Here is a 21,320-nt window from a genome sequence, read left to right on the forward strand (position 1 = left end):
TTCATGTGCGGATCAGCGACCCAACTTGGCGTGAACCTCGTCCAGATCGACCTCGCCCAGGGGCATCTTGTTGTCCGGGTCGTCGAAATCATAGCGGAACAGCTCGAAATCGCTCTTGTAGATTTCCCAGACCAGGTGCCGCGACAGGTCGTCGAAATATTCGCTCACCTTGTGGGCGCGCCTGGGGCCGTGCCCCTCGGATTCGTTGAAGCGCGGCACGTCTTCCAGCTTGATCCGCACCGGTGTGTCGGCGGCATCGAGGACCTTCTGCATGCCCTGGTCGAACGTCTCGGTGAAGAAGATCTGGTCGTAGCGCCCGCCATTCACGATGAAGGTCGAGACATGCCCCGACATGGCCGACCAGTGGATGTCCGGCTCCATCGGCTTGCGGAAACGGATGGTATCGCGCGCGAACAGCAGAAAGCGGCGGAAGCTGGCCACCTGGTCGAACTGGAAATCGTTCTCGGGCGATCCGACATCGATGCCATAGCGCTGGATAAGCTGCGGCACCAGGTTGCCCCGATACCGCCGCCCGTTGCGCTGGATGCCCGCGATCTTGTCGAAGAAGGAGGACAGGATGCGGTTATAGGGGTTCCTGACGCAGGTGAAGGTGACGGCCTTGCGGTCATGGACGCCCTTCTCGATCAGGGGCTGGCTGTGGTCCTGGGACCATTTGTGCAGCCCTTCGGTGGAATCGTGGATGTCCCCGTCGAAGAAGCGCCCGTGATCCGAATGGAACATCACCTGACCGATGGTCGAGCAGGCGCATTTGGGGACCACCCGATAGATGATGCTTTCGCTTTCCGTCATCCAGACGCCGGGAAACCCCATGGCCGCTCTACCTCGTGTTGTTGCAGTGCCGCGGGGCAACCGGAGATTGCGAGGGCCTGCTTCTTGTTCGGGCGACAGAAATCGCTACACACAGAAAGCAAAGCCGGACGACATTATCAACGCCCATCCTCGAATTGCAATCGACCAGCGGAAGGACGCGCAACAGCTTCATGGCCCGGATCGCCTTCATCTTGCTTGCGCACAAGGACCCGCAGGGGGTCATCGACCAGGCCCGCAGGTTGACCGCGACAGGGGATTACGTGTCGATCCATTTCGACCGGGGCGCGCCCGCGGCGATGTTCCGGCAGATCCGGGACGCGCTTGGGGATCATCCGGGGGTGGCATTCGCGCCGCGCCGTCGCAGATGCGGCTGGGGGGAATGGTCGCTGGTCGCCGCCACGCTGGAAGCCCTGCGCGAGGCCGAGCGGCTCTTTCCCCACGCCACCCATTTCTACATGCTGTCGGGCGACTGCATGCCGATCAAGTCGGCGCAATACGCGCGCGAATTCCTGGATGCGCAGGATCGCGATTACATCGAATGCTTCGATTTCTTCGCCAGCGACTGGATCAAGACCGGCATCAAGGAAGAGCGGCTGATCTATCGCCACGTCTTCAACGAACGCACGCGCAAGCGGCTGTTCTACGCATCGTTGAACCTGCAGCGGCGGCTGGGGCTGGAACGCGACCTGCCCGAGGATCTGCCCATCATGATCGGATCGCAATGGTGGTGCCTGCGCCGCCAGACGGTCGAGAAGGTGCTGGAGCTGATCCGTCAGCGCCCCGAGATCCCGCGCTTCTTCGCCACGACCTGGATCCCGGACGAGACCTTCTTCCAGACCCTGGTGGCCCATGTGGTCCCCAAGAAAGAGATCCACGCACGCACGCTGACCTTTCTGATCTTCAGCGATTACGGGATGCCGGTCACATTCTACAACGACCATTACGATCTGCTGCTGCGGCAGGACTATCTGTTCGCGCGCAAGATCAGCCCCGAGGCGCTGGAGCTGCGCGAAAGGCTGGGTGCGCTGTGGCAGACCGAGGGGCTGGATTTTCCCATCGCCGCCGAGGGGCGGAGGCTGTTCTCGTTCCTGACGGGGCGGGGCCGTATCGGCCGCCGCTTCGCCCCGCGCTTCTGGGAGGCGGATGCCAGCCTTGGGCGGCGACGCCGCGTGCATGTGATCGTCGCCAAGAAATGGCATGTAGCGAAGCGCCTGACCGAGGCGATCCGCCGCCATACCGACATCCCGGCGGTCGATTACATCTTCAACGAATTGCAGGCCAACCTGCCCGAGATGGGCGGCGTCGCATCCTCGGTCGGCAAGCGCGAACGCCACAGGCGCGCGCTGGTCAAGCTGCTGTTCGACCAGTTCGGGACGGACCGCCTGGTCTTCTGCGCAGATCCTTCGGCGGTAAGCCTGATCAAGGATTTCGACAACGACCGTTCCGAAACGCGGGTGCTGTTCATCGAGACCGAACTGGATGCGGATTACGTCCGCGGCCATATGGGGCGGGTCGGCCTGGTATCCCCGGGCGCGCCCGACGACCTGTTCCAGCGCCTTCTGCCCGTGGTCCGAAACGATCTGGAACATGAGGCCGACCGCCTGCGCGAGGCGGGCTTCGCGCATTTCTTCACCATGTCCCAGCATGCGGATGACGATCGCAATACCGTGGCGCTGGCAAATTTCCTGGGCGTGACCGACGATCGCGCCCGAGACCTGGTGGCAACCCCGCATCTTTTTGCCGATTGAGAGAGAACGACATGCCCTTCGCCTATGACGACGCCAACATCTTCGCCAAGATCCTGCGCGGAGAGATTCCGAACGACACCGTGGCCGAGAACGATCACGCCCTGGCCTTTCGCGACATCTCGCCCAAGGCGCCCAGCCATGTGCTGGTGATCCCCAAGGGCAAGTATGTCAGCTTCGACGATTTCAGCGCGAATGCGACCGATGCCGAGATCGCGGGCTTCATGCGGCTCTGCGCCCAGGTGGTTGCGGCGGAAGGGCATGGGATCGGCGATGGCGGCGAAGGCTTCCGCGCGATCACGAATGCCGGGCCCCACGGCGTGCAGGAGGTTCCGCATTTCCACCTGCACATCATGGGCGGGCGGATGATGGGGCCGATGGTCAGCCTGCGCGACTGATCCTCAGCCGCGGGTCATGCGGACGAAGACATCCTCCAGGTCGGGCTGTTCCGTCGCGACATCGACGATGGGCAGCGCGCCTGCCCGCAGCGCGTCGATGATCTGATCGGCGCGCAGGCGCGAGGGCGGATAGGTGATCGCCATGCGCCCGTCGGGGCGGATCTCGGCGCGGGCGCCTTCGGGCAGGGCGGGGATCGCGGTCGCGCCGCCCGTGTCCAGCACCAGCGTCTTCGCATCGCTCTGGGACAGGAGGCTGCGGGTATCCTGGCGCACGACAAGCTGGCCGTGATTGATGATCGCGATCTCGTCGCACATCTGCTCGGCCTCTTCGAGGTAGTGGGTCGTCAGGATGATGGTCATGCCCGCCTCGTTCAGCTTGCGGACATTGTTCCACAGCATCTCGCGCAGCGTGATGTCCACGCCCGCGGTCGGTTCGTCCAGCACCAGGATCTGGGGACGGTGGACCAGCGCCTTGGCCAGAAGCAGTCGCCTGCGCATGCCGCCTGACAGCGTGCGGGCATAGGCGTTGGCCTGATCGGTCAGCCCCACCAGTTCCAGAAGCTCGTCGGTCCAGCGTTCGGATTTCGGCACGCCGTAAAGGCCCGCCTGCACCTCGAGGCTGGCGCGGGGGGTGAAGAAGGGATCGACATTCAGTTCCTGCGGCATGACGCCGATCGCGGCGCGCGACTGGCGCGGGTTCACGTCCTGGTCGAAGCCCCAGATGGTTACCTTGCCCGCCGTCTTGTTCACCAGCCCCGCGAGGATGTTGATCATCGTGGACTTGCCGGCGCCGTTCGGACCCAGAAGCCCGAAGATGCTGCCCGCGGGGATGGTCAGGTCGATCCCCTTCAGCGCCTCCTTGGCGGGGGCGTTGCCCTGCGGGGCATAGGTCTTGCGGAGGCCCGCGATTTCGATGGCATGGGTCATGGGGCGTGTCCTGCAATGCTTGCGAAGGAAGGCGGCGCTGCGTAAACGGGTTTAGACCAGATGATGCAAGCCGCCACAAGAAGGCCAGCCATGACCAAGGAAGTGATCCCCGAGAACCCGCTGTCGACCGAGACCGGTCCCGAGGCCACGCGGATGCCGGCGCCCGAGACGGTCACCGTCACGAAATGGCGGATCGCCTGCGATGGCGACGATGCGGCCGGGATGGGGCATCCGCGCGTCTGGCTGGCGATCTCGCCCGATACGGGATTTGTCGATTGCGGGTATTGCGACAAGCGTTTCGTGATCGACCGCGCCCATGCGGGTGGCGATCACTGAGACGGCACGCCCTGCCATCCCCCATCGAGGGGGCCGTCAGGGCGGGGTGGCTGCGCCACCCTTCGCGCCCCGACGCGCATCGCCCCGGCAGCGATCCGAGCAGTAGCGCACGGCGTCCCAGTCGCGCGCCCATTTCCGGCGCCATGCGAAGGGCCGTCCGCACTGGGCGCAGGGCTTCTGCGGCAGGTCGCCCTTGCGGCGCATCTTTGCCATTCCCATCCTTTCCGCGGCTGGAAGATCGGCCCCGCCCGTGGCAAAAGGCGGGCCTGGACAAGCAAGGAAGGTGAGCATGGACGACGCATTCGGCAAGGGCTGCCATCTGCATCTGATCGACGGATCGGCCTTCATCTTCCGCGCCTATCACGCGCTTCCGCCGCTGACGCGGAAATCGGACGGGCTGCCCGTCGGCGCGGTGGCGGGCTTCTGCAACATGCTGTGGAAATATGTCCAGGACAGTGGCGGCAGCGATGCGCCCACCCATGCGGCGGTGATCTTCGACCATTCCGCGAAGACGTTCCGCAACGAGATATTCCCCGACTACAAGGCGAACCGTCCGCCCCCGCCCGAGGATCTGCGCCCGCAATTCCCGCTGACCCGCGATGCGACGCGGGCCTTCAACATCGCCTGCATTGAGACCGAGGGCTACGAGGCCGACGACATCATCGCGGCGCTGGCCTGCAAGGCGCGCGATGCGGGCGGTGCGGTCACCATCATCAGCAGCGACAAGGACCTGATGCAGCTGGTGGGCGACGGGGTCGAGATGCTGGACCCCATCAAGAACAAGACGCTCGGCCCCGACGAGGTGTTCGAGAAGTTCGGCGTCGGCCCCGACCGGGTCGTCGACGTGCAGGCGCTGGCGGGCGATGCGGTGGACAACGTGCCGGGCGCGCCGGGCATCGGGATCAAGACCGCGGCCCTTCTGATCCAGGAATACGGCGATCTGGAATCGCTGCTGGACCGGGCATCCGAGATCAAGCAGCCCAAGCGCCGTCAGACGCTGATCGACCATGCCGAACAGATCCGCATCAGCAAGCGCCTCGTGCAGCTGGATTGCGACACGCCGCTGGACTTCACGCTGGAAAGCCTTGCGGTCAACGACCCCGTGGCGGACGATCTGCTGGGCTTCCTGACCGAGATGGAGTTCCGCACCCTGACCACCCGCGTGGCCGAGAGACTGGGCGCCGAGGCCCCCGCCATCCAGGCACCCGCCGTGCCGGATGCCCCTGCAGCCCCCGAGATGCCCGCGATCGACACCGCCACCTACGAGACGGTCACCGACATGGACCGCCTGCAGGTCTGGATCGACCGCATCCGCGACCTGGGCGAGGTCGCGCTGGATACCGAGACGACGGGCCTGGACGAGATGCGCGCCGATCTGGTCGGCATCTCGCTGGCGGTCGCGCCGGGCGAGGCGTGCTATGTCCCCCTGGGCCATGTCGAGGGCGAGAGCGGCGGGCTGTTTGGCGGTGCGGAACGCGTCGCGGGTCAGCTGGACGCCCGCGCCGTGCTGGATGCGCTGCGCCCCGTGCTGGAGGATGCCTCGATCCTGAAGATCGGGCAGAACATGAAATACGACTGGAAGATCCTGTCGCGGCTGGGCATCGACATGGCGCCCCTGGCCGACACGATGCTGATGTCCTATGCGCTGAACGCGGGCACGCACAACCACGGCATGGACGAGCTGGCCGAGCGTTATCTCGGCCACAAGTGCATCCCGATCAAGGACCTGATCGGGTCGGGCAAGTCGCAGATCACCTTCGCGCAGGTCGCCATCGACAAGGCCGCCCCCTATGCGGCCGAGGATGCGGACGTGACGCTGCGGCTCTATCGTCATTTCGCGCCGCTGCTGCCTGCGGAAGGCGTGGCGACCGGCTATCACCGGCTGGAAGCGCCGATGATCCCCGTCCTTGCCGCGATGGAGATGGCGGGCATCCGCATCGACACCGAGGTTCTGGCCCGCATGTCGAACGCCTTCGCCCAGAAGATGGCCCAGCTCGAGGACGAGATCCACGGCCTGGCGGGCGAGACCTTCAACATCGGCAGCCCCAAGCAGCTGGGAGAGATCCTGTTCGGCAAGATGGGCATGGAGGGCGGCAAGCAGGGCAAGACCGGCGCCTATTCCACCAGCGCCGACGTGCTGGAGGATCTGGCCGTCAGCCACGACCTGCCTGCGCGGGTGCTGGACTGGCGCCAGATCAGCAAGCTGAAATCGACCTATACCGATGCGTTGCAGACCTATGTGAACCCCGAAACGGGGCGGGTCCATACCAGCTACTCGATCACGGGGGCGCAGACCGGGCGACTGGCATCCAGCGAGCCGAACCTGCAGAACATCCCCATCCGCACCGAGGAAGGTCGCCGCATCCGGCAGGCCTTCGTCGCCCCCGAGGGTTACAGGCTGGTCGCGCTGGACTACAGCCAGATCGAGCTGCGCATCCTTGCGCATGTGGCCGACATCCCGGCGCTGAAGCAGGCCTTCCGCGAGGGGATCGACATTCACGCCATGACCGCCAGCCAGATGTTCGGCGTTCCGGTCGAGGGCATGGACCCGATGATCCGCCGTCAGGCCAAGGCCATCAATTTCGGCGTGATCTACGGCATCTCGGGTTTCGGGCTGTCGCGCAACCTGCGCATCCCGCGGGCCGAGGCGCAGGAGTTCATCGACACCTATTTCGCGCGCTTCCCCGAGATCCGCGCCTATATGGACAAGACGGTGGCCGATGCGAAGCAGGACGGCTTCGTGCGGACCCTGTTCGGGCGGCGGATCAACACGCCGGGCATCAACCAGTCCGGCCCCGCCGCAGGGGGCGCGCGTCGCGCCGCGATCAACGCGCCCATCCAGGGCGCCGCCGCCGACATCATCCGCCGCGCGATGATCCGCATGCCGGCCGCCATCGCGGACCTGCCCGCGCGGATGCTGCTGCAGGTCCATGACGAACTGGTCTTCGAGGTGCGCGAGGATGCCGTGGACGACCTCATCGCCCGGGCGCGCGGCATCATGGAGGGGGCGGCCGAGCCTGCCATCAAGCTGTCGGTGCCGCTGGTCGTGGATGCGGGGCAGGGCGACAACTGGGCCGAGGCCCACTGAAGCCGCGTTGTGCGGAACCGGGGTCCGGCATATGATCGGGCCCATGGAAACGCGCGCATCATCGACCAGCACCGGCAAATGCGAGGACTGCCCGATCCGGCATCGGGCGGTCTGCGCCCATTGCGAGGCCGAGGAACTGGCCCAGCTGGAGGCGATCAAGTTCTATCGCAGCTTCGAGGCCGGTCAGCACATCCTGTGGGAAGGCGACCGGATGGATTTCGTGGCCTCGGTCGTGTCCGGGGTCGTGGCGCTGACCCGCACGCTGGAAGACGGGCGCACGCAGATGACCGGCCTGCTGCTGGCCAGCGATTTCCTGGGCCGTCCGGGCCGCGAGAACGCGCCCTGCCATGCGACGGCCGCGACCGACGTGACGCTGTGCTGTTTTCGCCGCCAGCCCTTCGACCGGCTGATGCAATCCACGCCGCACCTGTCGCATCGCCTGCTGGAGATGACGCTGGACGAACTGGACGCGGCGCGCGAATGGATGCTGCTGCTGGGTCGCAAGACCGCGCGCGAACGCATCGCCTCGTTCATCGCGATGATCGCGCGTCGGCAGGGCGGGCTGCGCGGGGCGGGTCCGCTGCATCTGGACCTGCCCCTGACGCGCGAGGCGATGGGCGATTACCTGGGCCTGACCATCGAGACCGTCAGCCGGCAGGTCGGCGCGCTGCGCCGCGACGGGGTGATCGTGCTGGACGGGCTGCGCGGCGTGACCGTGCCCGACCCGGCCCGGCTTCTGGCCGAATGCGGGGACGAACGTCGCCCCGCCCGCCAATGAGGGTTCACAACCTCCGCGCCTGCTGATATGCGGGCGCTTCCCGGTCGCAGCCTACCCGGGTCACAAAAACAAGGGTTCACATATGAAGACCACTCTCGTCTGTTCCGGCGGGCTCGATTCCGTTTCGCTTGCCCATGTCCTGGCCTCGGAAGGCCAACTGTCCCGCATCGTCAGCTTCGATTACGGCCAGCGCCACCGCAAGGAGGTGGATTTCGCGCAGGCCTGCGCCCGCCGCCTGTCGGTGCCGTTCCACCTGATCGACCTGTCCGATCTGGGCTTCGCGCTGAAGGGTTCGGCGCTGACCGACGATCTGGACGTTCCCGACGGCCATTACGCCGAGGAGACCATGAAGGTCACCGTCGTTCCCAACCGCAACGCGATCATGCTGACCATCGCCTTCGGGATTGCTGCGTCCCATGGCGACGATCACGTGGCCGCCGCGGTCCATGGTGGCGATCACTTCATCTATCCCGATTGCCGTCCGGGCTTCACCGATGCCTTCGCGGCGATGCAGCGCGCTGCGCTGGAGGGCTATGCCGATGTCGCGCTGCACGTGCCCTTCGTCCATTCCTCGAAGGCAGATATCGTGGCGGCTGGGGCGCGCGCGGGCACGCCCTTTGCCCTGACCTGGTCCTGCTACAAGGGCGGGGATCGTCATTGCGGACGCTGCGGGACCTGCGTGGAACGCCGCGAGGCCTTCGACAAGGCGGGCGTCCTGGATCCCACCAGCTATGCCGATCCCGAATATTGGCGGCAGGCCGTCGCCGCCCACGAGGGGGCGTGATGTACCGGATCACCAAGGAGTTCCACTTCAGCGCCTCGCATCAGCTGACGCATCTGCCGGGCGACCATCAATGCGCAAGGCTGCACGGGCACAATTACGTGGTCGTGGTCGAGCTGGCATCGGACCGGCTGAACGCGGACGGCTTCGTGCGCGATTACCACGAGCTGGCCGATCTGAAGCACCATATCGACGCGTGCTTCGATCACCGGCACCTGAACGACGTGGTCGAGGGATCCTCCACCGCCGAGAACCTGGCCCGCCATTTCTTCGACTGGTGCCGGGCGCGCTGGCCCGAGACCGCCGCCGTCCGCGTCAGCGAAACGCCCAAGACCTGGGCCGAGTACCGCCCATGACCACCCTGCGCATCGCCGAGATCTTCGGCCCCACGATCCAGGGCGAAGGTGCCCTGATCGGCGAACCTACCGTCTTCGTGCGCGCGGGCGGCTGCGATTACCGCTGTTCCTGGTGCGACAGCATGCATGCGGTGGACAGCAGCTTCCGGTCCGATTGGGCCGCGATGGACACGGCCAAGGTCTGGGACCGGGTCGCGCATCTGTCGGGCGGGCAGCCGCTGACCGTCTCGATCTCGGGCGGGAACCCCGCGATCCAGGATTTCGGGCCGCTGATCGCCATGGGCCATGCGCGGGGCTATCGCTTCGCGCTGGAAACGCAGGGCTCCATCGCGCGGGACTGGTTCGCGGATCTGGACATGCTGGTCCTCAGCCCCAAGCCCCCCAGCAGCGGCGAGGTGCCCGACATCGCAGCCTTCGAGGCCTGCCTTGCCGCACGCGGGGCGGGGGCGCTGTCGCTGAAGATCGTGATCTTCGACGATGCGGATTACGCCTGGGCGCGCGATTTCGCGGATCGGTATCCTGACCTGCCGCTGTATCTGCAGCCGGGCAACCCCGAGGTCGATCCCGAGGTGCCGGTGATGGCGCAGGACGTGGCCGACAGGCTTTTGTGGCTGGTGGGCCGCGTGAATGCCGATCGGTGGTTCCGCCCGCGCCTGCTGCCGCAGCTGCACGTGATGCTGTGGGGGAACCTGCGCGGGGTCTAGCGCGCCATGAAGACGGGCAGTTCCGCCTGTTCCAGCATGTTGCGCGTCGCCCCGCCCAGGATCGCCTGACGCAGCCGCGAATGCCCATATGCGCCCATGACCACCAGATCGGCGTCGATCTCGATCGCGCGGCGGTTGATCTCGTCGCTGATGCGGGGCGCGGTGCGCGCAAGGACCGCGATCTCGGCATTGATGCCGTGGCGGACCAGCATCTGGGTCAGCGCACCGCCCGGATCCGACCGTTCGGGCCCGGCGCGCTGCGGATCGATGCAGGTGATCTCGACCGACCGGGCGGCCTGCAGCAGGGGCATCGCGCGACGGATGGCGGCCAGCGCCTCGGCGGACTGGTTCCACGCGACCAGCACCTTCTTCGGCGGCAGGCTGGGGGCGGGCGCGTTCACAGGCAGGACCATGACGGGGCAGGCGCCCTCGAACAGCGCGGCCTCGCAGATCATCTCGGATTCGCCGGGCTGGCCCTCGGCATAGGGGCTGGCAAGGACCGTCAGATCCGCAAAGCGCGCGCGCATGCCGACCAGCCCCGCGATCCCGCCCGATTGCGCGACCAGCGCCTCGGACGACCAGCACAGGCCGACTGTTCCGGCCATCGCCTCGGTCACCTTGGCATCCAGCAGCTTCGCATCCTCGGTCGCGGCGGCGATGGCCTCTTGCAGGCCGTATGCCGTGCCGCCGGGAAAGAAATAGGCGGGCTGGCTGTTGTCGACGCCCAGGCACAGGATTTCCAGATGCGCATCTTCGGCGCGGGCCAGCGCGACGGCGCGTTCCAGCTGGGGCACCTGCCGGGGGGCGCTGAGGACGGTCAGGATGGATTTGAAGGACATTGCCACGCTCCTTGTTCCGTTGATGGAACCAGCATGGCAGGGGCGGCGGTCCGGCGCATTGATACGGATCAAGGCAGGCGGTTGATCCAGATCAAGCGTGCCGGGCCGGGGTGGCCTTAGGATCGCGATGCGGTCCGGGCCGGGCCTTGCGCCCCGCCCGCCGTCTTCCGTCCGAAGCCCACCGGCCATCGCGGAGGGTCGGCCCCCTGTCCACTTCGCGCGTTCCGCAGGGGGCCGGCGATCCGGCCCTCAGGCGACCAGTTCGCCCCGCAGGCTGTTCCTGGCGGTCTCCACGATGCGGACCTGCACCAGGTCGCCCGGTTGGGCATCCGGTGCCTCGACGAAGACCGGATGAAGATAGTCGGACTTGCCCACCATCTGCCCCGGAAGACGGCCCGCCTTCTCGAACAGCACGCCCAGGGTGCGTCCGACCATGGAATCCTGCACCGCCTGCTGCTGGTCCTGCAGCAGCGCCTGGACCTCTTGCAGGCGGGCATCGACCACGTCGTCGGGCAGCGTGGCCCGACCATGCGCCGGCGTGCCCGGACGGGGCGAATACTTGAAGCTGAAGGCCGTGCCGAAGCCCACCTGCCGGATCATCCGCAGGGTCTGGGCATGATCCTCGTCGGTCTCTCCGGGGAAGCCCACGATGAAGTCGCTGGTCAGCAGGATGTCGGGGCGGGCGTCCTTGATGCGGTCGATCAGGCGCAGATACTGTTCCGCCGTATGCTTGCGGTTCATGGCCTTCAGGATCCGGTCGCTGCCCGATTGCAGCGGCAGATGCAGATAGGGCATCAGCGCGGGAATGTCGCGATGGGCCTCGATCAGGTCGCGGGCCATGTCGTTGGGATGGCTGGTGGTATAGCGGATGCGGTCCAGCCCGTCGATTTCGGCAATCGCGCGGATCAGGCGACCGAAGCCCCATTCGCGACCATCCGCGCCCTGTCCATGCCAGCCGTTGACGTTCTGGCCCAGCAGCGTGATCTCGCGGACGCCGCGGGCGACCAGATCGCGGGCCTCGGCCAGGATGCGTTCCGCGGGACGGCTGACCTCGGCCCCGCGGGTATAGGGCACGACGCAGAAGGCGCAGAACTTGTCGCAGCCCTCTTGGACGGTCAGGAAGGCCGCCGGCGCGCGCCGGGTGGCACGGCGTTCGGGCAGGTGGTCGAACTTGTCCTCCTCGGGGAACTCGGTGAGGATGCGGGGTGCCTCGCCGCGCAGCATCTGCGGCAGCCGGTGATAGGTCTGGGGACCCACGACCAGATCGACCAGCGGCATCCGGCGGACGATCTCCTCGCCCTCGGCCTGGGCCACGCAGCCCGCCACGCCGATCTTCAGATCGGGCTTGCCGGCCTTCAGCGGGCGCAGGCGGCCCAGGTCGGAATAGAGCTTCTCGGCCGCCTTCTCGCGGATATGGCAGGTGTTCAGCAGGACCATGTCGGCCTCGGCCTGGTCCTCGGTCAGGACATAGCCTTCGGCGCCCATGGTCTCGGCCATGCGCTGGCTGTCATAGACGTTCATCTGGCAGCCATAGGTCTTGATGAATAGCTTTTTCACGGCCTGATCGGTGGCGTCCTGGGTCATGTCATGCTGTCCTTGGAATCCGATCCGGGATACAGCAATGCCCGACAGTTGGAAAGTCACGCGATGGACAGCGACCTGACCACGATCCGCAATATCGGGCCCGCCACCGCGCGCGCCCTGGTCGCTGCGGGCATCCCCGATGCGCAGACCCTGCACCGGATCGGCGCGCACGAGGCCTATCGCGCATTGCTGCAATCGGGCGAACGTCCGCATTTCATCGGCTACTATGTCCTGTGCATGGCGGTGCAGGGACGGCCCTGGAACGACTGCAAGGGCCCCGAGAAGGACGAACTGCGCGCCCGTTTCGACGGGCTGGTCGCGGAAACGCGCGCCCCGACCCTGACGGGGATCGAGGCCGCGCTGGATGCGATCGGACTGCGCGCGCCCGGAACGGCTACTTCCCGGCCTCGCGGGTCTCGAAACTGAGGCCCTTGGCCGTGCGGTTGGCAAAGCCCTTCCAATAGGTGTTCGCCTCGTCGGGATTGCCTTCGGCATCCGCAGACCAGACGCCATCGGCCGCATCCGGGACCAGGTCCAGGTATTCGCCCGCCGCCGCATCGCCCTTCAGATGCAGGTCGAGGAACGCGGTCGCGAAATGCTGCAGCACGTTGTTCATCCGCACCGTGTCCCAGACCGGATCGGCGTAATGTTCGAACGGCGCCCAGCCCAGCTTCTGGGACATCTGCCATGCCTCGGCGGGGGCGGGCATCGGGGCCGCCGCGTTGTGGTTGGCATATTCGAAGGTCAGCAGATGGCGCGTCGTGCCGGTCGTCTGGGCGAAGATGTCGCGGATCGCGTCATAGACCGACACGTCGTCGTCGCTGCCCGCGACCAGCATCAGCGGCTTGGTGATCTTGGCCAGCCCGCCCGCGTCCCAGAATTCGTGCTGACGGCCCCAAGGGGCGATCGCGACGACCGCCTTGATGCGCGGATCGACCAGCGCGTCATGTTCCGCGCTGCCCGAGGCCAGCCGGTCCAGCAGGCCCTTGGGCGGGACGAAGCGTTCCGGCTCGGCCCGTTCGACCGCGGTTTTCGACAGGCCAGCGCCGCCGAAGATCAGCGCACCGTAGCCGCCCATGGAATAGCCGATGACGGCAGCGTTGTCGGCATCCGTGGCCGCGCCCAGATCGCCCTCCAGCCCGGCCATGCTGTCCAGAAGAAAGCGCTGGTCCACCGCGCGGTTCACCAGGGTCGAGGTGAACAGCCCCATGTCGTCATAGGTGCTTTCGGGGTGATCGGCAGAAACGACGACATAGCCCTTCGAGGCCAGGTTCTCGGCCAGGTGGCTCATCAGCATGCGGTTGCCCGGATACCCGTGCGACAGGATCACCAGCGGGTATTCCCCGTCGGCCACCTGCGCATCGCGTGCGGCGCGGCCCGCCAGCGCGACCTCGGTCTCTCCGTCGCGAAGCAGGGTCGTGTAGGTGCCGCCGGTCTGGGTGCCCTGGGCCGCGGGATACCAGATCTCGGCGGTCAGGCGGCGCGGGCCGCGCGTCTCGGTGCCGGTTTCCGTGGTGACGGTGACGTCGATGCGGTCCGGGTCGGTGAACTCGATATTGCGGACGCCTATCGGTTCGGACCCGTGGGCCGCAAGCTCGGGGGCGTCCGGCCGGATCAGGTCGATGCGGTTCTGGGCCAGCGCGGGCCCCGCCGCGATCAGCGCCGCAGCCGCGGCAAGGTGCAGATGTCGCATGGAATTCCTCTCTCCCCCGGGATGTCGGGCGCAGATTGCAGGGGTTGCACGATCTGCACAAGCCCCTGCCGGGCCGCGCCCCATTGAACGCCGCATCGCGCGCGGCTAGCCTGTCGCCAAGACCCCTGTCAGGAGCTGCATGATGAACACCCCGCAAAGCTGGGAAGCCCGCGCCGACGAGTTTTCGCTCTATGGCTTCACCGACCTGCCCAGCGTGCACAAGCGCGGCGCGGTCGTGCTGACGCATGGCGAAGGCCCCTATGTCGTGGATGTGAACGGCAACCGTTACCTCGATGCCAATTCGGGGCTGTGGAACATGGTGGCGGGTTTCGACCACAAGGGCCTGGCCGAGGCCGCCAAGGCGCAATACGACCGCTTTCCGGGGTATCACGCCTTCTTCGGCCGGATGTCGGACCAGACCGTCATGCTGTCCGAGAAGCTGGTCGAGGTGTCGCCCTTCGACCGGGGTCGCGTCTTCTATACCAATTCGGGGTCCGAGGCGAACGACACCATGGTCAAGATGCTGTGGTTCATGCACGCATCGGAAGGCAATCCGCAGAAGCGCAAGATCCTGACGCGCTGGAACGCTTATCACGGCGTCACGGTCGTGTCGGCCAGCATGACCGGCAAGCCCTATAACGAGGTGTTCGGCCTGCCGCTGGACGGCTTCATCCACCTGGGCTGCCCGCATTACTGGCGCTTCGGCCAGGAGGGAGAGACCGAGGCCCAGTTCACCGCCCGCATGGCGCGAGAGCTGGAAGAGACGATCCAGCGCGAAGGGGCGGACACCATCGCGGGCTTCTTCGCGGAACCGGTCATGGGCGCGGGCGGGGTCATCCCGCCGTCGGACGGGTATTTCCAGGCGATCATGCCGATCCTGCGCAAGTACGGCATCCCCGTCATCGCCGACGAGGTGATCTGCGGTTTCGGGCGGACCGGCAACACCTGGGGCAGCCAGACCTACGACTTCATGCCCGATGCGATCATCAGTTCGAAGAACCTGACGGCGGGCTATTTCCCGATGGGTGCCGTGATCCTGGGGCCGGAACTGGCCGACCGGGTGCAGGGCGCGGTCGAGAAGATCGAGGAATTTCCCCACGGCTTCACCGCATCCGGTCATCCGGTCGGTTGCGCCATCGCGCTGAAGGCCATCGATGTCGTCATGAACGAGGGGCTGGCCCAGAACGTGGTCGATCTGGCACCCCGCTTCGAGGACGGCCTGCGCCAGATCGCGAAGAACCCCAATATCGGCGAATATCGTGGCGTGGGCTTCATGTGGGCGCTGGAGGCGGTCAAGGACAAGGCCACGAAGACCCCCTTCGACGGGCATCTGTCGGTCAGCGAACGCATCGCCAATACCTGCACCGACATGGGTCTGATCTGCCGGCCGCTGGGCCAGTCCATCGTGCTGTGCCCGCCCTTCGTGCTGACGGCGGAACAGATGGACGAGATGTTCGAGAAGCTGGACAAGGCGCTGGGCAAGGTCTTCGCCGAGGTCGCCTGACCTTCAGCGTGACGTCAGTGACAGGGCAGGGGTCGGGGTCATCCTCGGCCCCTGTTCGCCAAGGTGGATGGCGATGGCCCCGGACCGGCGCAGATGCGTCAGATCCAGCAGCAGGCAGGCGGGATCCGCGATATCGGCTGCCTCATCGACCACGACGACGGTCTGGGGTGCGCAGACTTCGCGGGCCCGATCCGCGGCGCCCTTGCCGGTCATGTGCCAGATGCGCCAGCCCTGCGGCAAGCGGGCCATGCGGGCATTGCGCTCGCCGCTCCAGCCGGGGCGGGCGGCTGCGGTTTCCTGCGTGGCGTCATCCGCATCCTCCTGCAGCCAGTTGCCGACGACGAAGCCCCCGCCCGAGGGTTTCGAAACCGCGCGACCGGCGGGCGTCATCAGGCCCGCGGCCTCGCCCTCGGGGGCGATCAGCAGGTCCGGGCGCGGGCTGGCCGCCCAGATCGCGAAACCCGCGATCAGCGCACCCATGCCCGCCGCGCTGCCCGCCAGGTGCCAGCCGCGCAGGGGGCGCCGCCAGCACAGGATCGCCAGCACCGCGCCATATCCCATCAGCGGCACGACCGATCCCGGCGGCAGGCGCAGCAAGGTGACCGCGCCATCGAGGCCTGCCACGAATTCCGCGACCTTCAGCATCCATGCCGTGCCGATCCCCATGACCCACAGGGCGGGGCCTTCCAGCCCAAGCGGGGCCAGAACCGCGCCGATGACGCCTGCGGGCATCACCAGGCTGCCCATGACCGGCACGGCGGCCAGGTTCGCCAGCAGTCCGTATTGTGCCATGCGGTTGAAATGCGCCGCCGCGATGGGCGAGGTCGCAAGCCCGGCCACCACCGAGGACAGGACCAGCATCGCCACCGGTCGCGCCCAGCCGGGAACGCGATGGGACACGCGCTGCCACGGCCCGAAGGTCAGGATCAGCGCGATGGTGGCGGCAAAGCTCATCTGGAAGCCGGCGCCCGTCAGCGCCTCGGGGGTCAGCACCAGGATCACGGTCGCGGCCAGCGCCACCGTCCGAAGCGAGATCGCGCGCCGGTCGGCGAGGATCGCGCCCAGCATGACGGCCACCATGACGAAGGCGCGTTCCGTCGCCACTCCGCCGCCCGACAGCCACAGGTATCCCGCAGCCGCCGCCAGCGCGACCCCGGCCGCGATCTTGTGCAGGGGGCGCCCCAGCCCGCGCCCCGTCGCCTGCACCGCCACCAGGATCAGCCGCACTGCACCATAGACGAAGCCCGCCAGCATCCCCATGTGCAGCCCCGAGATCGAGATAATGTGATAGAGGTTCGAGGCCCGCATCACCTCGTTCGTGGCATTCGATATGCCCGAGCGGTCGCCCGTCATCAGGGCCGCGGCCACGGCCCCTTCCTGTCCGCCGATGCGGGTGCGGATCGCATGGCTGACCGCCATGCGGGCGCGGTGGGCCCACCAGATGCCACCCTCGGGCGTGTCCACGATCATGATCGGAACGCGGGAATACCCGACAGCCCCCAGTCCCTCGAAGAAGGCGTGCAGCCTGAAATCGAAGCTGCCCGGCGCCGCGGGACCGGGCGGCGGGCCCAGATGGCCCGTGGTCATGACCTGCTGACCCAATTGCGGAAGGTCGTGATCGCCCATCAGCGACACGCGAACCCGCGCGGGCGTACGGTCGGGCGGCAGCTTGCGCAGGCGCACATGGTCCAGCGTCAGGCGCATCCGGTCGCTGCCGGATCGGTCGATCTCGATCACGCGCCCCTCGACGGGGCCGTAATATCGCCATTGCAGCGCAGGGGCCGCGACATGCCCCGCGCGGATGCCGGCCAGCCCGAAGCCGATCCCCGCAAGCGCAAGGGCGGCGCAGCCCAGCCACAGCAGGTCGGCCGTGGCCCATGGAATGCGCCCTGCCTCGGCCCGGCGTGCGGCGATGCGGGGAATGCTCAGCGTCAGCGCGCAGATCGCGGCCAGCCCCGCCCAGTGCCATGCACCCAGCAGGAACGGATCGCGGAACCACAGGGCGATGCCCGTGGACAGGCAGACGGGCACCCATGGGAACAGCCCCGCGCGGATGGCTGCGGCCATGCGCGGCGGCCTGACGGGCGCCTGATGGGGCAACATCCTTGTCCTTTCGCCACCCGTTGACTACTAATCGCCCCAAGCATGGCAGGACGGTCTTACCAAAGGGTTAATGCCGCCCCGCCGGACCCAGCATCTTCCGAAGGCCCCCATGACCGAGAACGCACCCGTCGTCACCCGCTTCGCCCCCTCGCCGACCGGCTATCTGCATATCGGGGGCGCGCGCACCGCGCTGTTCAACTGGCTGTTCGCGCGGGGCCGCGGCGGCAGGTTCCTGCTGCGGATCGAGGATACGGACCGCGCCCGGTCCACCCCCGAGGCGACGGCCGCGATCCTGAAGGGCCTGGAATGGCTGGGGCTGGACTGGGACGGCGATCCGATCAGCCAGTTCGAACGCAAGGACCGCCACGCCGAGATCGCGCGCGAGATGCTGGACAAGGGCGCGGCCTACAAGTGCTTCTCGACCACGGACGAGATCGCGGCATGGCGCGAGGCGAACCCCCGTCAGCCCTTCATCAGCCCCTGGCGCGATGCGACCGAGCTGCCGGACGCCCCCTTCGCGATCCGCCTGAAGGCCCCCCGCGACGGCGAGACGCTGATCGACGACCAGGTTCAGGGTCAGGTGCGCGTAGCGAACGATCAGTTGGACGACATGGTGCTGCTGCGCAGCGACGGGACGCCCACCTACATGCTGGCCGTGGTGGTGGACGATCACGACATGGGCGTGACCCATGTGATCCGCGGCGACGACCACCTGACGAATACCGCGCGGCAGGTGCAGATCTATGACGCGATGGGCTGGGACCGCCCGGTCTTCGCCCATATTCCGCTGATCCACGGCGAGGACGGCAAGAAGCTGTCCAAGCGCCACGGCGCCGTCGGGCTGCATGAATTCGCGGCGCTCGGCTATCCGCCCGCCGCGATGCGGAACTACCTTGCGCGGCTGGGCTGGAGCCATGGCGACGACGAATTGTTCGACGACGCGCAGGCGCGCGAATGGTTCGACCTGGACGGAATCGGACGGGCGCCCGCGCGGCTGGACTTCAAGAAGCTGGAACATGTCAGCAGCCACCATATCGGCACGATGTCCGACGATGCCGTCATGGCCGCGCTGAAGGACTACCTTGCGGAAACCGGTGCCGCGCCCCTGACGGAACGTCAGGAAGGCCGTATCATGCCCGCCATGGAGACCCTGAAGGACAAGGCCAAGACCCTGCCTGCACTGGTGGATCAGGCCCGCTTCGCGCTGATCGAACGCCCGATCGAGCCGGACGAGAAGGCGGCGAAGCAGCTGGATACGGTATCCCGTGGTATGCTGGAATCATTGACTGCCGCACTGCAGAATGCTAGCTGGTCGCGTGACGTGCTGGAGGGGGAAGCCAAGCGGATCGCGGAAGAGAACGGCGTCGGTCTGGGCAAGATCGCGGGTCCCCTTCGGGCTGCCTTGGCAGGCACAAGCTCCACCCCCAGCGTGTTCGACATGATGACTGCGCTCGGCCGCGATGAAACGCTGGCCCGGCTTCAGGATCAGAGGGATTCGGCAGGCTGAAGCCTGCCTTCACATGCCGCGGCGGCGCCCCGTCCGACTGGACGCCGGCCCGGCTCAGCCGGAAAGGAAGACAGGATGGCCGACAAGAACGCCAAACTGCTACTCAACAACGCCGAATACGAGCTGCCCATCCTCAGCCCGACGCAGGGGCCCGACGTTCTGGACATCCGCAAGCTCTATGGGCAGGCAGACGTGTTCACCTACGACCCCGGCTTCACCTCGACCGCAAGCTGCGATTCGACGATAACCTTCATCGACGGTGACAAGGGCGAGCTGTGGTATCGCGGCTATCCGATCGAACAGCTGGCCAACCAGTCGAACTATCTCGAGGTCTGCTATCTGCTGCTCTATGGCGAACTGCCCAGTGCGACCCAGATGGAGGATTTCCAGAACCGCGTGACCCGTCACACGATGGTCCACGAGCAGATGCACAACTTCTTCCGCGGTTTCCGCCGGGACGCCCATCCGATGGCGACCATGGTGGGCGTCGTGGGCGCGATGTCGGCATTCTACCATGATTCGACCGATATCAGCGATCCCTGGCAGCGCGAGGTCGCCTCGATCCGCCTGATCGCCAAGCTGCCGACCATCGCGGCGATGGCCTACAAGTACTCGATCGGGCAGCCCTTCGTGTATCCCAGCAACGAGCTGGACTACGCGTCGAACTTCCTGAACATGTGCTTCTCGGTCCCGGCCGAGAAATACAATGTCGATCCGGCCCTGTCGCGCGCGATGGACCGCATCTTCACCCTGCATGCCGATCACGAGCAGAACGCCTCGACCTCGACCGTGCGTCTGGCGGGTTCGTCGGGGGCCAACCCCTTCGCCTGCATCGCGGCGGGCATCGCCTGCCTGTGGGGTCCGGCCCATGGCGGTGCGAACCAGGCCTGCCTGGAGATGCTGAACGAGATCGGCAGCGTCGACCGCATCCCCGAGTTCATCGCCCGTGCGAAGGACAAGGAGGATCCGTTCCGCCTGATGGGCTTCGGTCACCGCGTCTACAAGAACTTCGACCCGCGCGCGAAGGTCATGAAGGAATCGGCCGACGAGGTCCTGGATCTGCTGGGGGTCAAGAACAACCCCGCCCTGCAGGTCGCCAAGGAGCTGGAGAAGATCGCGCTGGAGGACGAGTACTTCGTGTCGAAGAAGCTCTATCCCAACGTCGATTTCTACTCGGGCATCATCCTGTCGGCGATGGGTTTCCCCACTTCGATGTTCACGCCGATCTTCGCGCTGTCGCGCACGGTCGGCTGGGTCGCGCAGTGGAAGGAAATGATCGGCGATCCGCAGAACAAGATCGGGCGTCCGCGTCAGCTCTATGTCGGTTCCGAGAAGCGGGACTACGTGGATCTGGCCCAGCGCTGATCGGTCGCGATGCGAAACAGGGAAGGGGGGCCATGGCGGCCCCCTTTTTCATGGGACTTGCGCGGGCGCGCCCGCCCCGATTATGCATGCAGCCATGAATGACAGTAAACATCACGGCGCGCAGAAGCTTGCGCTTGTCACGGGCGCCTCGCGCGGTCTGGGTGCGGCGCTGGCCGAAGGATTGGCGGCGGACGGGTATCACGTGCTGGCCGTGGCCCGCACCACCGGCGCGCTGGAGGAACTGGACGACCGCATCCGCGCGGCGGGCGGGCAGGCGACGCTGGCCCCGATGGATGTGACGGAACCCGCGGCGATGCAGCAGATGGCCGAGGCCATCGGTGCGCGTTGGGGCGGTTTGGACCTGTGGGTGCATACGGTGGTCCATGCCGCCCCCATGTCGCCCGCCCCCCATATCGAGGGCAAGGACTGGTCCCGGTCGATGCTGGTCAATGTCGAGGTGACGCGCGGGCTGATCGCCCTGCTCGAACCCCATTTGCGCGCGCGAGAGGGGACTGCCCTGTTCTTCGACGACACCCGTGGCGGACAGAAGTTCTTCGGAGCCTATGGCGCCACGAAGGCCGCGCAGATCGCATTGGCGCGCAGCTGGCAGGCCGAGACGTCGAAGATCGGGCCGCGGGTGGTGATCGACGCGCCCGCACCCATGCCCACCGCCGTTCGGGCGCGTTTCTTCCCGGGCGAGGACAGATCGGGCCTGACCCCTTGCAGGGACGAGGCGGCGCGCATCATCGCCGCGCTGTAGAATTGCGTCCCGCGACGCAGC

20 protein-coding genes are annotated in these 21,320 nt (G+C 66.8%); 13 read left to right on the plus strand and 7 right to left on the minus strand.

Annotated elements, in window-relative coordinates:
- Window positions 1-12: 12 nt before the first annotated feature.
- Window positions 13-831 (minus strand): sulfotransferase family protein, encoded by an 819-nt coding sequence (locus tag KO490_RS02020; protein ID WP_216017711.1) that lies wholly within the window; start codon window positions 829-831, stop codon window positions 13-15.
- A gap of 170 nt (window positions 832-1,001) precedes the next feature.
- Here KO490_RS02020 and KO490_RS02025 point away from each other — a divergent pair, with 170 nt between their 5' ends.
- Together KO490_RS02025 and KO490_RS02030 are read left to right on the plus strand one after the other, a co-directional pair.
- The gene (locus KO490_RS02025; protein WP_216017712.1) at window positions 1,002-2,579 is read left to right on the plus strand and encodes a DUF5928 domain-containing protein; all 1,578 of its coding nucleotides are present in this window, start codon (window positions 1,002-1,004) and stop codon (window positions 2,577-2,579) included.
- An 11-nt stretch (window positions 2,580-2,590) separates the two neighbouring features.
- The gene (locus KO490_RS02030; protein ID WP_216017713.1) at window positions 2,591-2,974 is read left to right on the plus strand and encodes an HIT domain-containing protein; all 384 of its coding nucleotides are present in this window, start codon (window positions 2,591-2,593) and stop codon (window positions 2,972-2,974) included.
- A gap of 3 nt (window positions 2,975-2,977) precedes the next feature.
- Here KO490_RS02030 and KO490_RS02035 read toward each other — a convergent pair whose 3' ends face one another.
- Complete coding sequence (locus tag KO490_RS02035; RefSeq protein ID WP_216017714.1) at window positions 2,978-3,901, minus strand: ABC transporter ATP-binding protein; 924 nt, start codon at window positions 3,899-3,901, stop codon at window positions 2,978-2,980.
- A gap of 153 nt (window positions 3,902-4,054) precedes the next feature.
- Between KO490_RS02035 and KO490_RS02040 the strand changes: the two genes are divergently transcribed.
- Window positions 4,055-4,237, plus strand: coding sequence for a zinc-finger domain-containing protein (locus KO490_RS02040; RefSeq protein ID WP_216017818.1), 183 nt, complete (start codon window positions 4,055-4,057; stop codon window positions 4,235-4,237).
- A 36-nt stretch (window positions 4,238-4,273) separates the two neighbouring features.
- Here KO490_RS02040 and KO490_RS02045 read toward each other — a convergent pair whose 3' ends face one another.
- A complete protein-coding gene (locus KO490_RS02045) occupies window positions 4,274-4,450 on the minus strand; it encodes a DUF2256 domain-containing protein (protein WP_216017715.1) in 177 nt (58 codons plus the stop codon).
- A gap of 76 nt (window positions 4,451-4,526) precedes the next feature.
- Between KO490_RS02045 and polA the strand changes: the two genes are divergently transcribed.
- The 5 genes from polA (at window position 4,527) to queE (ending at window position 9,944) form a co-directional block, all read left to right on the plus strand.
- Window positions 4,527-7,325: a DNA polymerase I gene (gene polA / locus KO490_RS02050; RefSeq protein WP_216017716.1), complete on the plus strand. Its 2,799-nt coding sequence runs from the start codon at window positions 4,527-4,529 to the stop codon at window positions 7,323-7,325.
- Window positions 7,326-7,368: 43 nt separating this feature from the next.
- Window positions 7,369-8,103, plus strand: a complete 735-nt coding sequence (fnrL, locus tag KO490_RS02055; RefSeq protein WP_216017717.1) for a transcriptional regulator FnrL — start codon at window positions 7,369-7,371, stop codon at window positions 8,101-8,103.
- Between the two features lie 82 nt (window positions 8,104-8,185).
- Window positions 8,186-8,887, plus strand: a complete 702-nt coding sequence (queC, locus tag KO490_RS02060; protein WP_216017718.1) for a 7-cyano-7-deazaguanine synthase QueC — start codon at window positions 8,186-8,188, stop codon at window positions 8,885-8,887.
- Window positions 8,887-9,240, plus strand: coding sequence for a 6-carboxytetrahydropterin synthase QueD (queD, locus tag KO490_RS02065; protein ID WP_216017719.1), 354 nt, complete (start codon window positions 8,887-8,889; stop codon window positions 9,238-9,240). Before queC ends, queD begins: the two co-directional genes overlap by 1 nt.
- Window positions 9,237-9,944: a 7-carboxy-7-deazaguanine synthase QueE gene (gene queE / locus KO490_RS02070; RefSeq protein WP_216017720.1), complete on the plus strand. Its 708-nt coding sequence runs from the start codon at window positions 9,237-9,239 to the stop codon at window positions 9,942-9,944. Before queD ends, queE begins: the two co-directional genes overlap by 4 nt.
- Here the strand turns inward: queE and KO490_RS02075 are convergent.
- Together KO490_RS02075 and miaB are read right to left on the minus strand one after the other, a co-directional pair.
- Complete coding sequence (locus KO490_RS02075; protein ID WP_216017721.1) at window positions 9,941-10,783, minus strand: universal stress protein; 843 nt, start codon at window positions 10,781-10,783, stop codon at window positions 9,941-9,943. The genes queE and KO490_RS02075 overlap by 4 nt on opposite strands.
- A gap of 249 nt (window positions 10,784-11,032) precedes the next feature.
- Window positions 11,033-12,367, minus strand: coding sequence for a tRNA (N6-isopentenyl adenosine(37)-C2)-methylthiotransferase MiaB (gene miaB, locus KO490_RS02080; protein ID WP_216017722.1), 1,335 nt, complete (start codon window positions 12,365-12,367; stop codon window positions 11,033-11,035).
- 63 nt (window positions 12,368-12,430) lie between these two features.
- Here miaB and KO490_RS02085 point away from each other — a divergent pair, with 63 nt between their 5' ends.
- A complete protein-coding gene (locus KO490_RS02085; protein WP_216017819.1) occupies window positions 12,431-12,793 on the plus strand; it encodes a TfoX/Sxy family protein in 363 nt (120 codons plus the stop codon).
- Here the strand turns inward: KO490_RS02085 and KO490_RS02090 are convergent.
- Window positions 12,762-14,060 (minus strand): alpha/beta fold hydrolase, encoded by a 1,299-nt coding sequence (locus tag KO490_RS02090; RefSeq protein WP_216017723.1) that lies wholly within the window; start codon window positions 14,058-14,060, stop codon window positions 12,762-12,764. The two genes, KO490_RS02085 and KO490_RS02090, sit on opposite strands and share 32 nt — an antisense overlap.
- Window positions 14,061-14,202: 142 nt before the next feature.
- Here KO490_RS02090 and KO490_RS02095 point away from each other — a divergent pair, with 142 nt between their 5' ends.
- Window positions 14,203-15,564 (plus strand): aminotransferase, encoded by a 1,362-nt coding sequence (locus KO490_RS02095; RefSeq protein ID WP_216017820.1) that lies wholly within the window; start codon window positions 14,203-14,205, stop codon window positions 15,562-15,564.
- 3 nt (window positions 15,565-15,567) lie between these two features.
- Here the strand turns inward: KO490_RS02095 and KO490_RS02100 are convergent, their stop codons facing one another.
- On the minus strand, window positions 15,568-17,667 hold the full coding sequence (locus tag KO490_RS02100; RefSeq protein ID WP_252726949.1) for a ComEC/Rec2 family competence protein: 2,100 nt from the start codon (window positions 17,665-17,667) through the stop codon (window positions 15,568-15,570).
- A 109-nt stretch (window positions 17,668-17,776) separates the two neighbouring features.
- Between KO490_RS02100 and gltX the strand changes: the two genes are divergently transcribed.
- From gltX to KO490_RS02115, 3 genes are all read left to right on the plus strand, one after another.
- Window positions 17,777-19,174: a glutamate--tRNA ligase gene (gltX, locus tag KO490_RS02105; RefSeq protein WP_216017724.1), complete on the plus strand. Its 1,398-nt coding sequence runs from the start codon at window positions 17,777-17,779 to the stop codon at window positions 19,172-19,174.
- Between the two features lie 75 nt (window positions 19,175-19,249).
- On the plus strand, window positions 19,250-20,539 hold the full coding sequence (locus KO490_RS02110) for a citrate synthase (protein ID WP_216017725.1): 1,290 nt from the start codon (window positions 19,250-19,252) through the stop codon (window positions 20,537-20,539).
- A 94-nt stretch (window positions 20,540-20,633) separates the two neighbouring features.
- Window positions 20,634-21,299, plus strand: a complete 666-nt coding sequence (locus KO490_RS02115; RefSeq protein ID WP_216017726.1) for an SDR family oxidoreductase — start codon at window positions 20,634-20,636, stop codon at window positions 21,297-21,299.
- The last annotated feature ends 21 nt before the right edge of the window (window positions 21,300-21,320 follow it).

The organism is Paracoccus sp. C2R09 (assembly GCF_018860625.1).
Taxonomy (GTDB): domain Bacteria; phylum Pseudomonadota; class Alphaproteobacteria; order Rhodobacterales; family Rhodobacteraceae; genus Paracoccus.

Excerpts from the sequence above, each read along its gene's own strand:
- KO490_RS02020 (WP_216017711.1), bottom strand. The coding sequence starts at position 831 with ATGGGGTTTCCCGGCGTCTGGATGACGGAAAGCGAAAGCATCATCTAT.
- KO490_RS02025 (WP_216017712.1), top strand. The coding sequence starts at position 1,002 with ATGGCCCGGATCGCCTTCATCTTGCTTGCGCACAAGGACCCGCAGGGG.
- KO490_RS02030 (WP_216017713.1), top strand. The coding sequence starts at position 2,591 with ATGCCCTTCGCCTATGACGACGCCAACATCTTCGCCAAGATCCTGCGC.
- KO490_RS02035 (WP_216017714.1), bottom strand. The coding sequence starts at position 3,901 with ATGACCCATGCCATCGAAATCGCGGGCCTCCGCAAGACCTATGCCCCG.
- KO490_RS02040 (WP_216017818.1), top strand. The coding sequence starts at position 4,055 with ATGCCGGCGCCCGAGACGGTCACCGTCACGAAATGGCGGATCGCCTGC.
- KO490_RS02045 (WP_216017715.1), bottom strand. The coding sequence starts at position 4,450 with ATGGCAAAGATGCGCCGCAAGGGCGACCTGCCGCAGAAGCCCTGCGCC.
- polA (WP_216017716.1), top strand. The coding sequence starts at position 4,527 with ATGGACGACGCATTCGGCAAGGGCTGCCATCTGCATCTGATCGACGGA.
- fnrL (WP_216017717.1), top strand. The coding sequence starts at position 7,369 with ATGGAAACGCGCGCATCATCGACCAGCACCGGCAAATGCGAGGACTGC.
- queC (WP_216017718.1), top strand. The coding sequence starts at position 8,186 with ATGAAGACCACTCTCGTCTGTTCCGGCGGGCTCGATTCCGTTTCGCTT.
- queD (WP_216017719.1), top strand. The coding sequence starts at position 8,887 with ATGTACCGGATCACCAAGGAGTTCCACTTCAGCGCCTCGCATCAGCTG.
- queE (WP_216017720.1), top strand. The coding sequence starts at position 9,237 with ATGACCACCCTGCGCATCGCCGAGATCTTCGGCCCCACGATCCAGGGC.
- KO490_RS02075 (WP_216017721.1), bottom strand. The coding sequence starts at position 10,783 with ATGTCCTTCAAATCCATCCTGACCGTCCTCAGCGCCCCCCGGCAGGTG.
- miaB (WP_216017722.1), bottom strand. The coding sequence starts at position 12,367 with ATGACCCAGGACGCCACCGATCAGGCCGTGAAAAAGCTATTCATCAAG.
- KO490_RS02085 (WP_216017819.1), top strand. The coding sequence starts at position 12,431 with ATGGACAGCGACCTGACCACGATCCGCAATATCGGGCCCGCCACCGCG.
- KO490_RS02090 (WP_216017723.1), bottom strand. The coding sequence starts at position 14,060 with ATGCGACATCTGCACCTTGCCGCGGCTGCGGCGCTGATCGCGGCGGGG.
- KO490_RS02095 (WP_216017820.1), top strand. The coding sequence starts at position 14,203 with ATGAACACCCCGCAAAGCTGGGAAGCCCGCGCCGACGAGTTTTCGCTC.
- KO490_RS02100 (WP_252726949.1), bottom strand. The coding sequence starts at position 17,667 with ATGTTGCCCCATCAGGCGCCCGTCAGGCCGCCGCGCATGGCCGCAGCC.
- gltX (WP_216017724.1), top strand. The coding sequence starts at position 17,777 with ATGACCGAGAACGCACCCGTCGTCACCCGCTTCGCCCCCTCGCCGACC.
- KO490_RS02110 (WP_216017725.1), top strand. The coding sequence starts at position 19,250 with ATGGCCGACAAGAACGCCAAACTGCTACTCAACAACGCCGAATACGAG.
- KO490_RS02115 (WP_216017726.1), top strand. The coding sequence starts at position 20,634 with ATGAATGACAGTAAACATCACGGCGCGCAGAAGCTTGCGCTTGTCACG.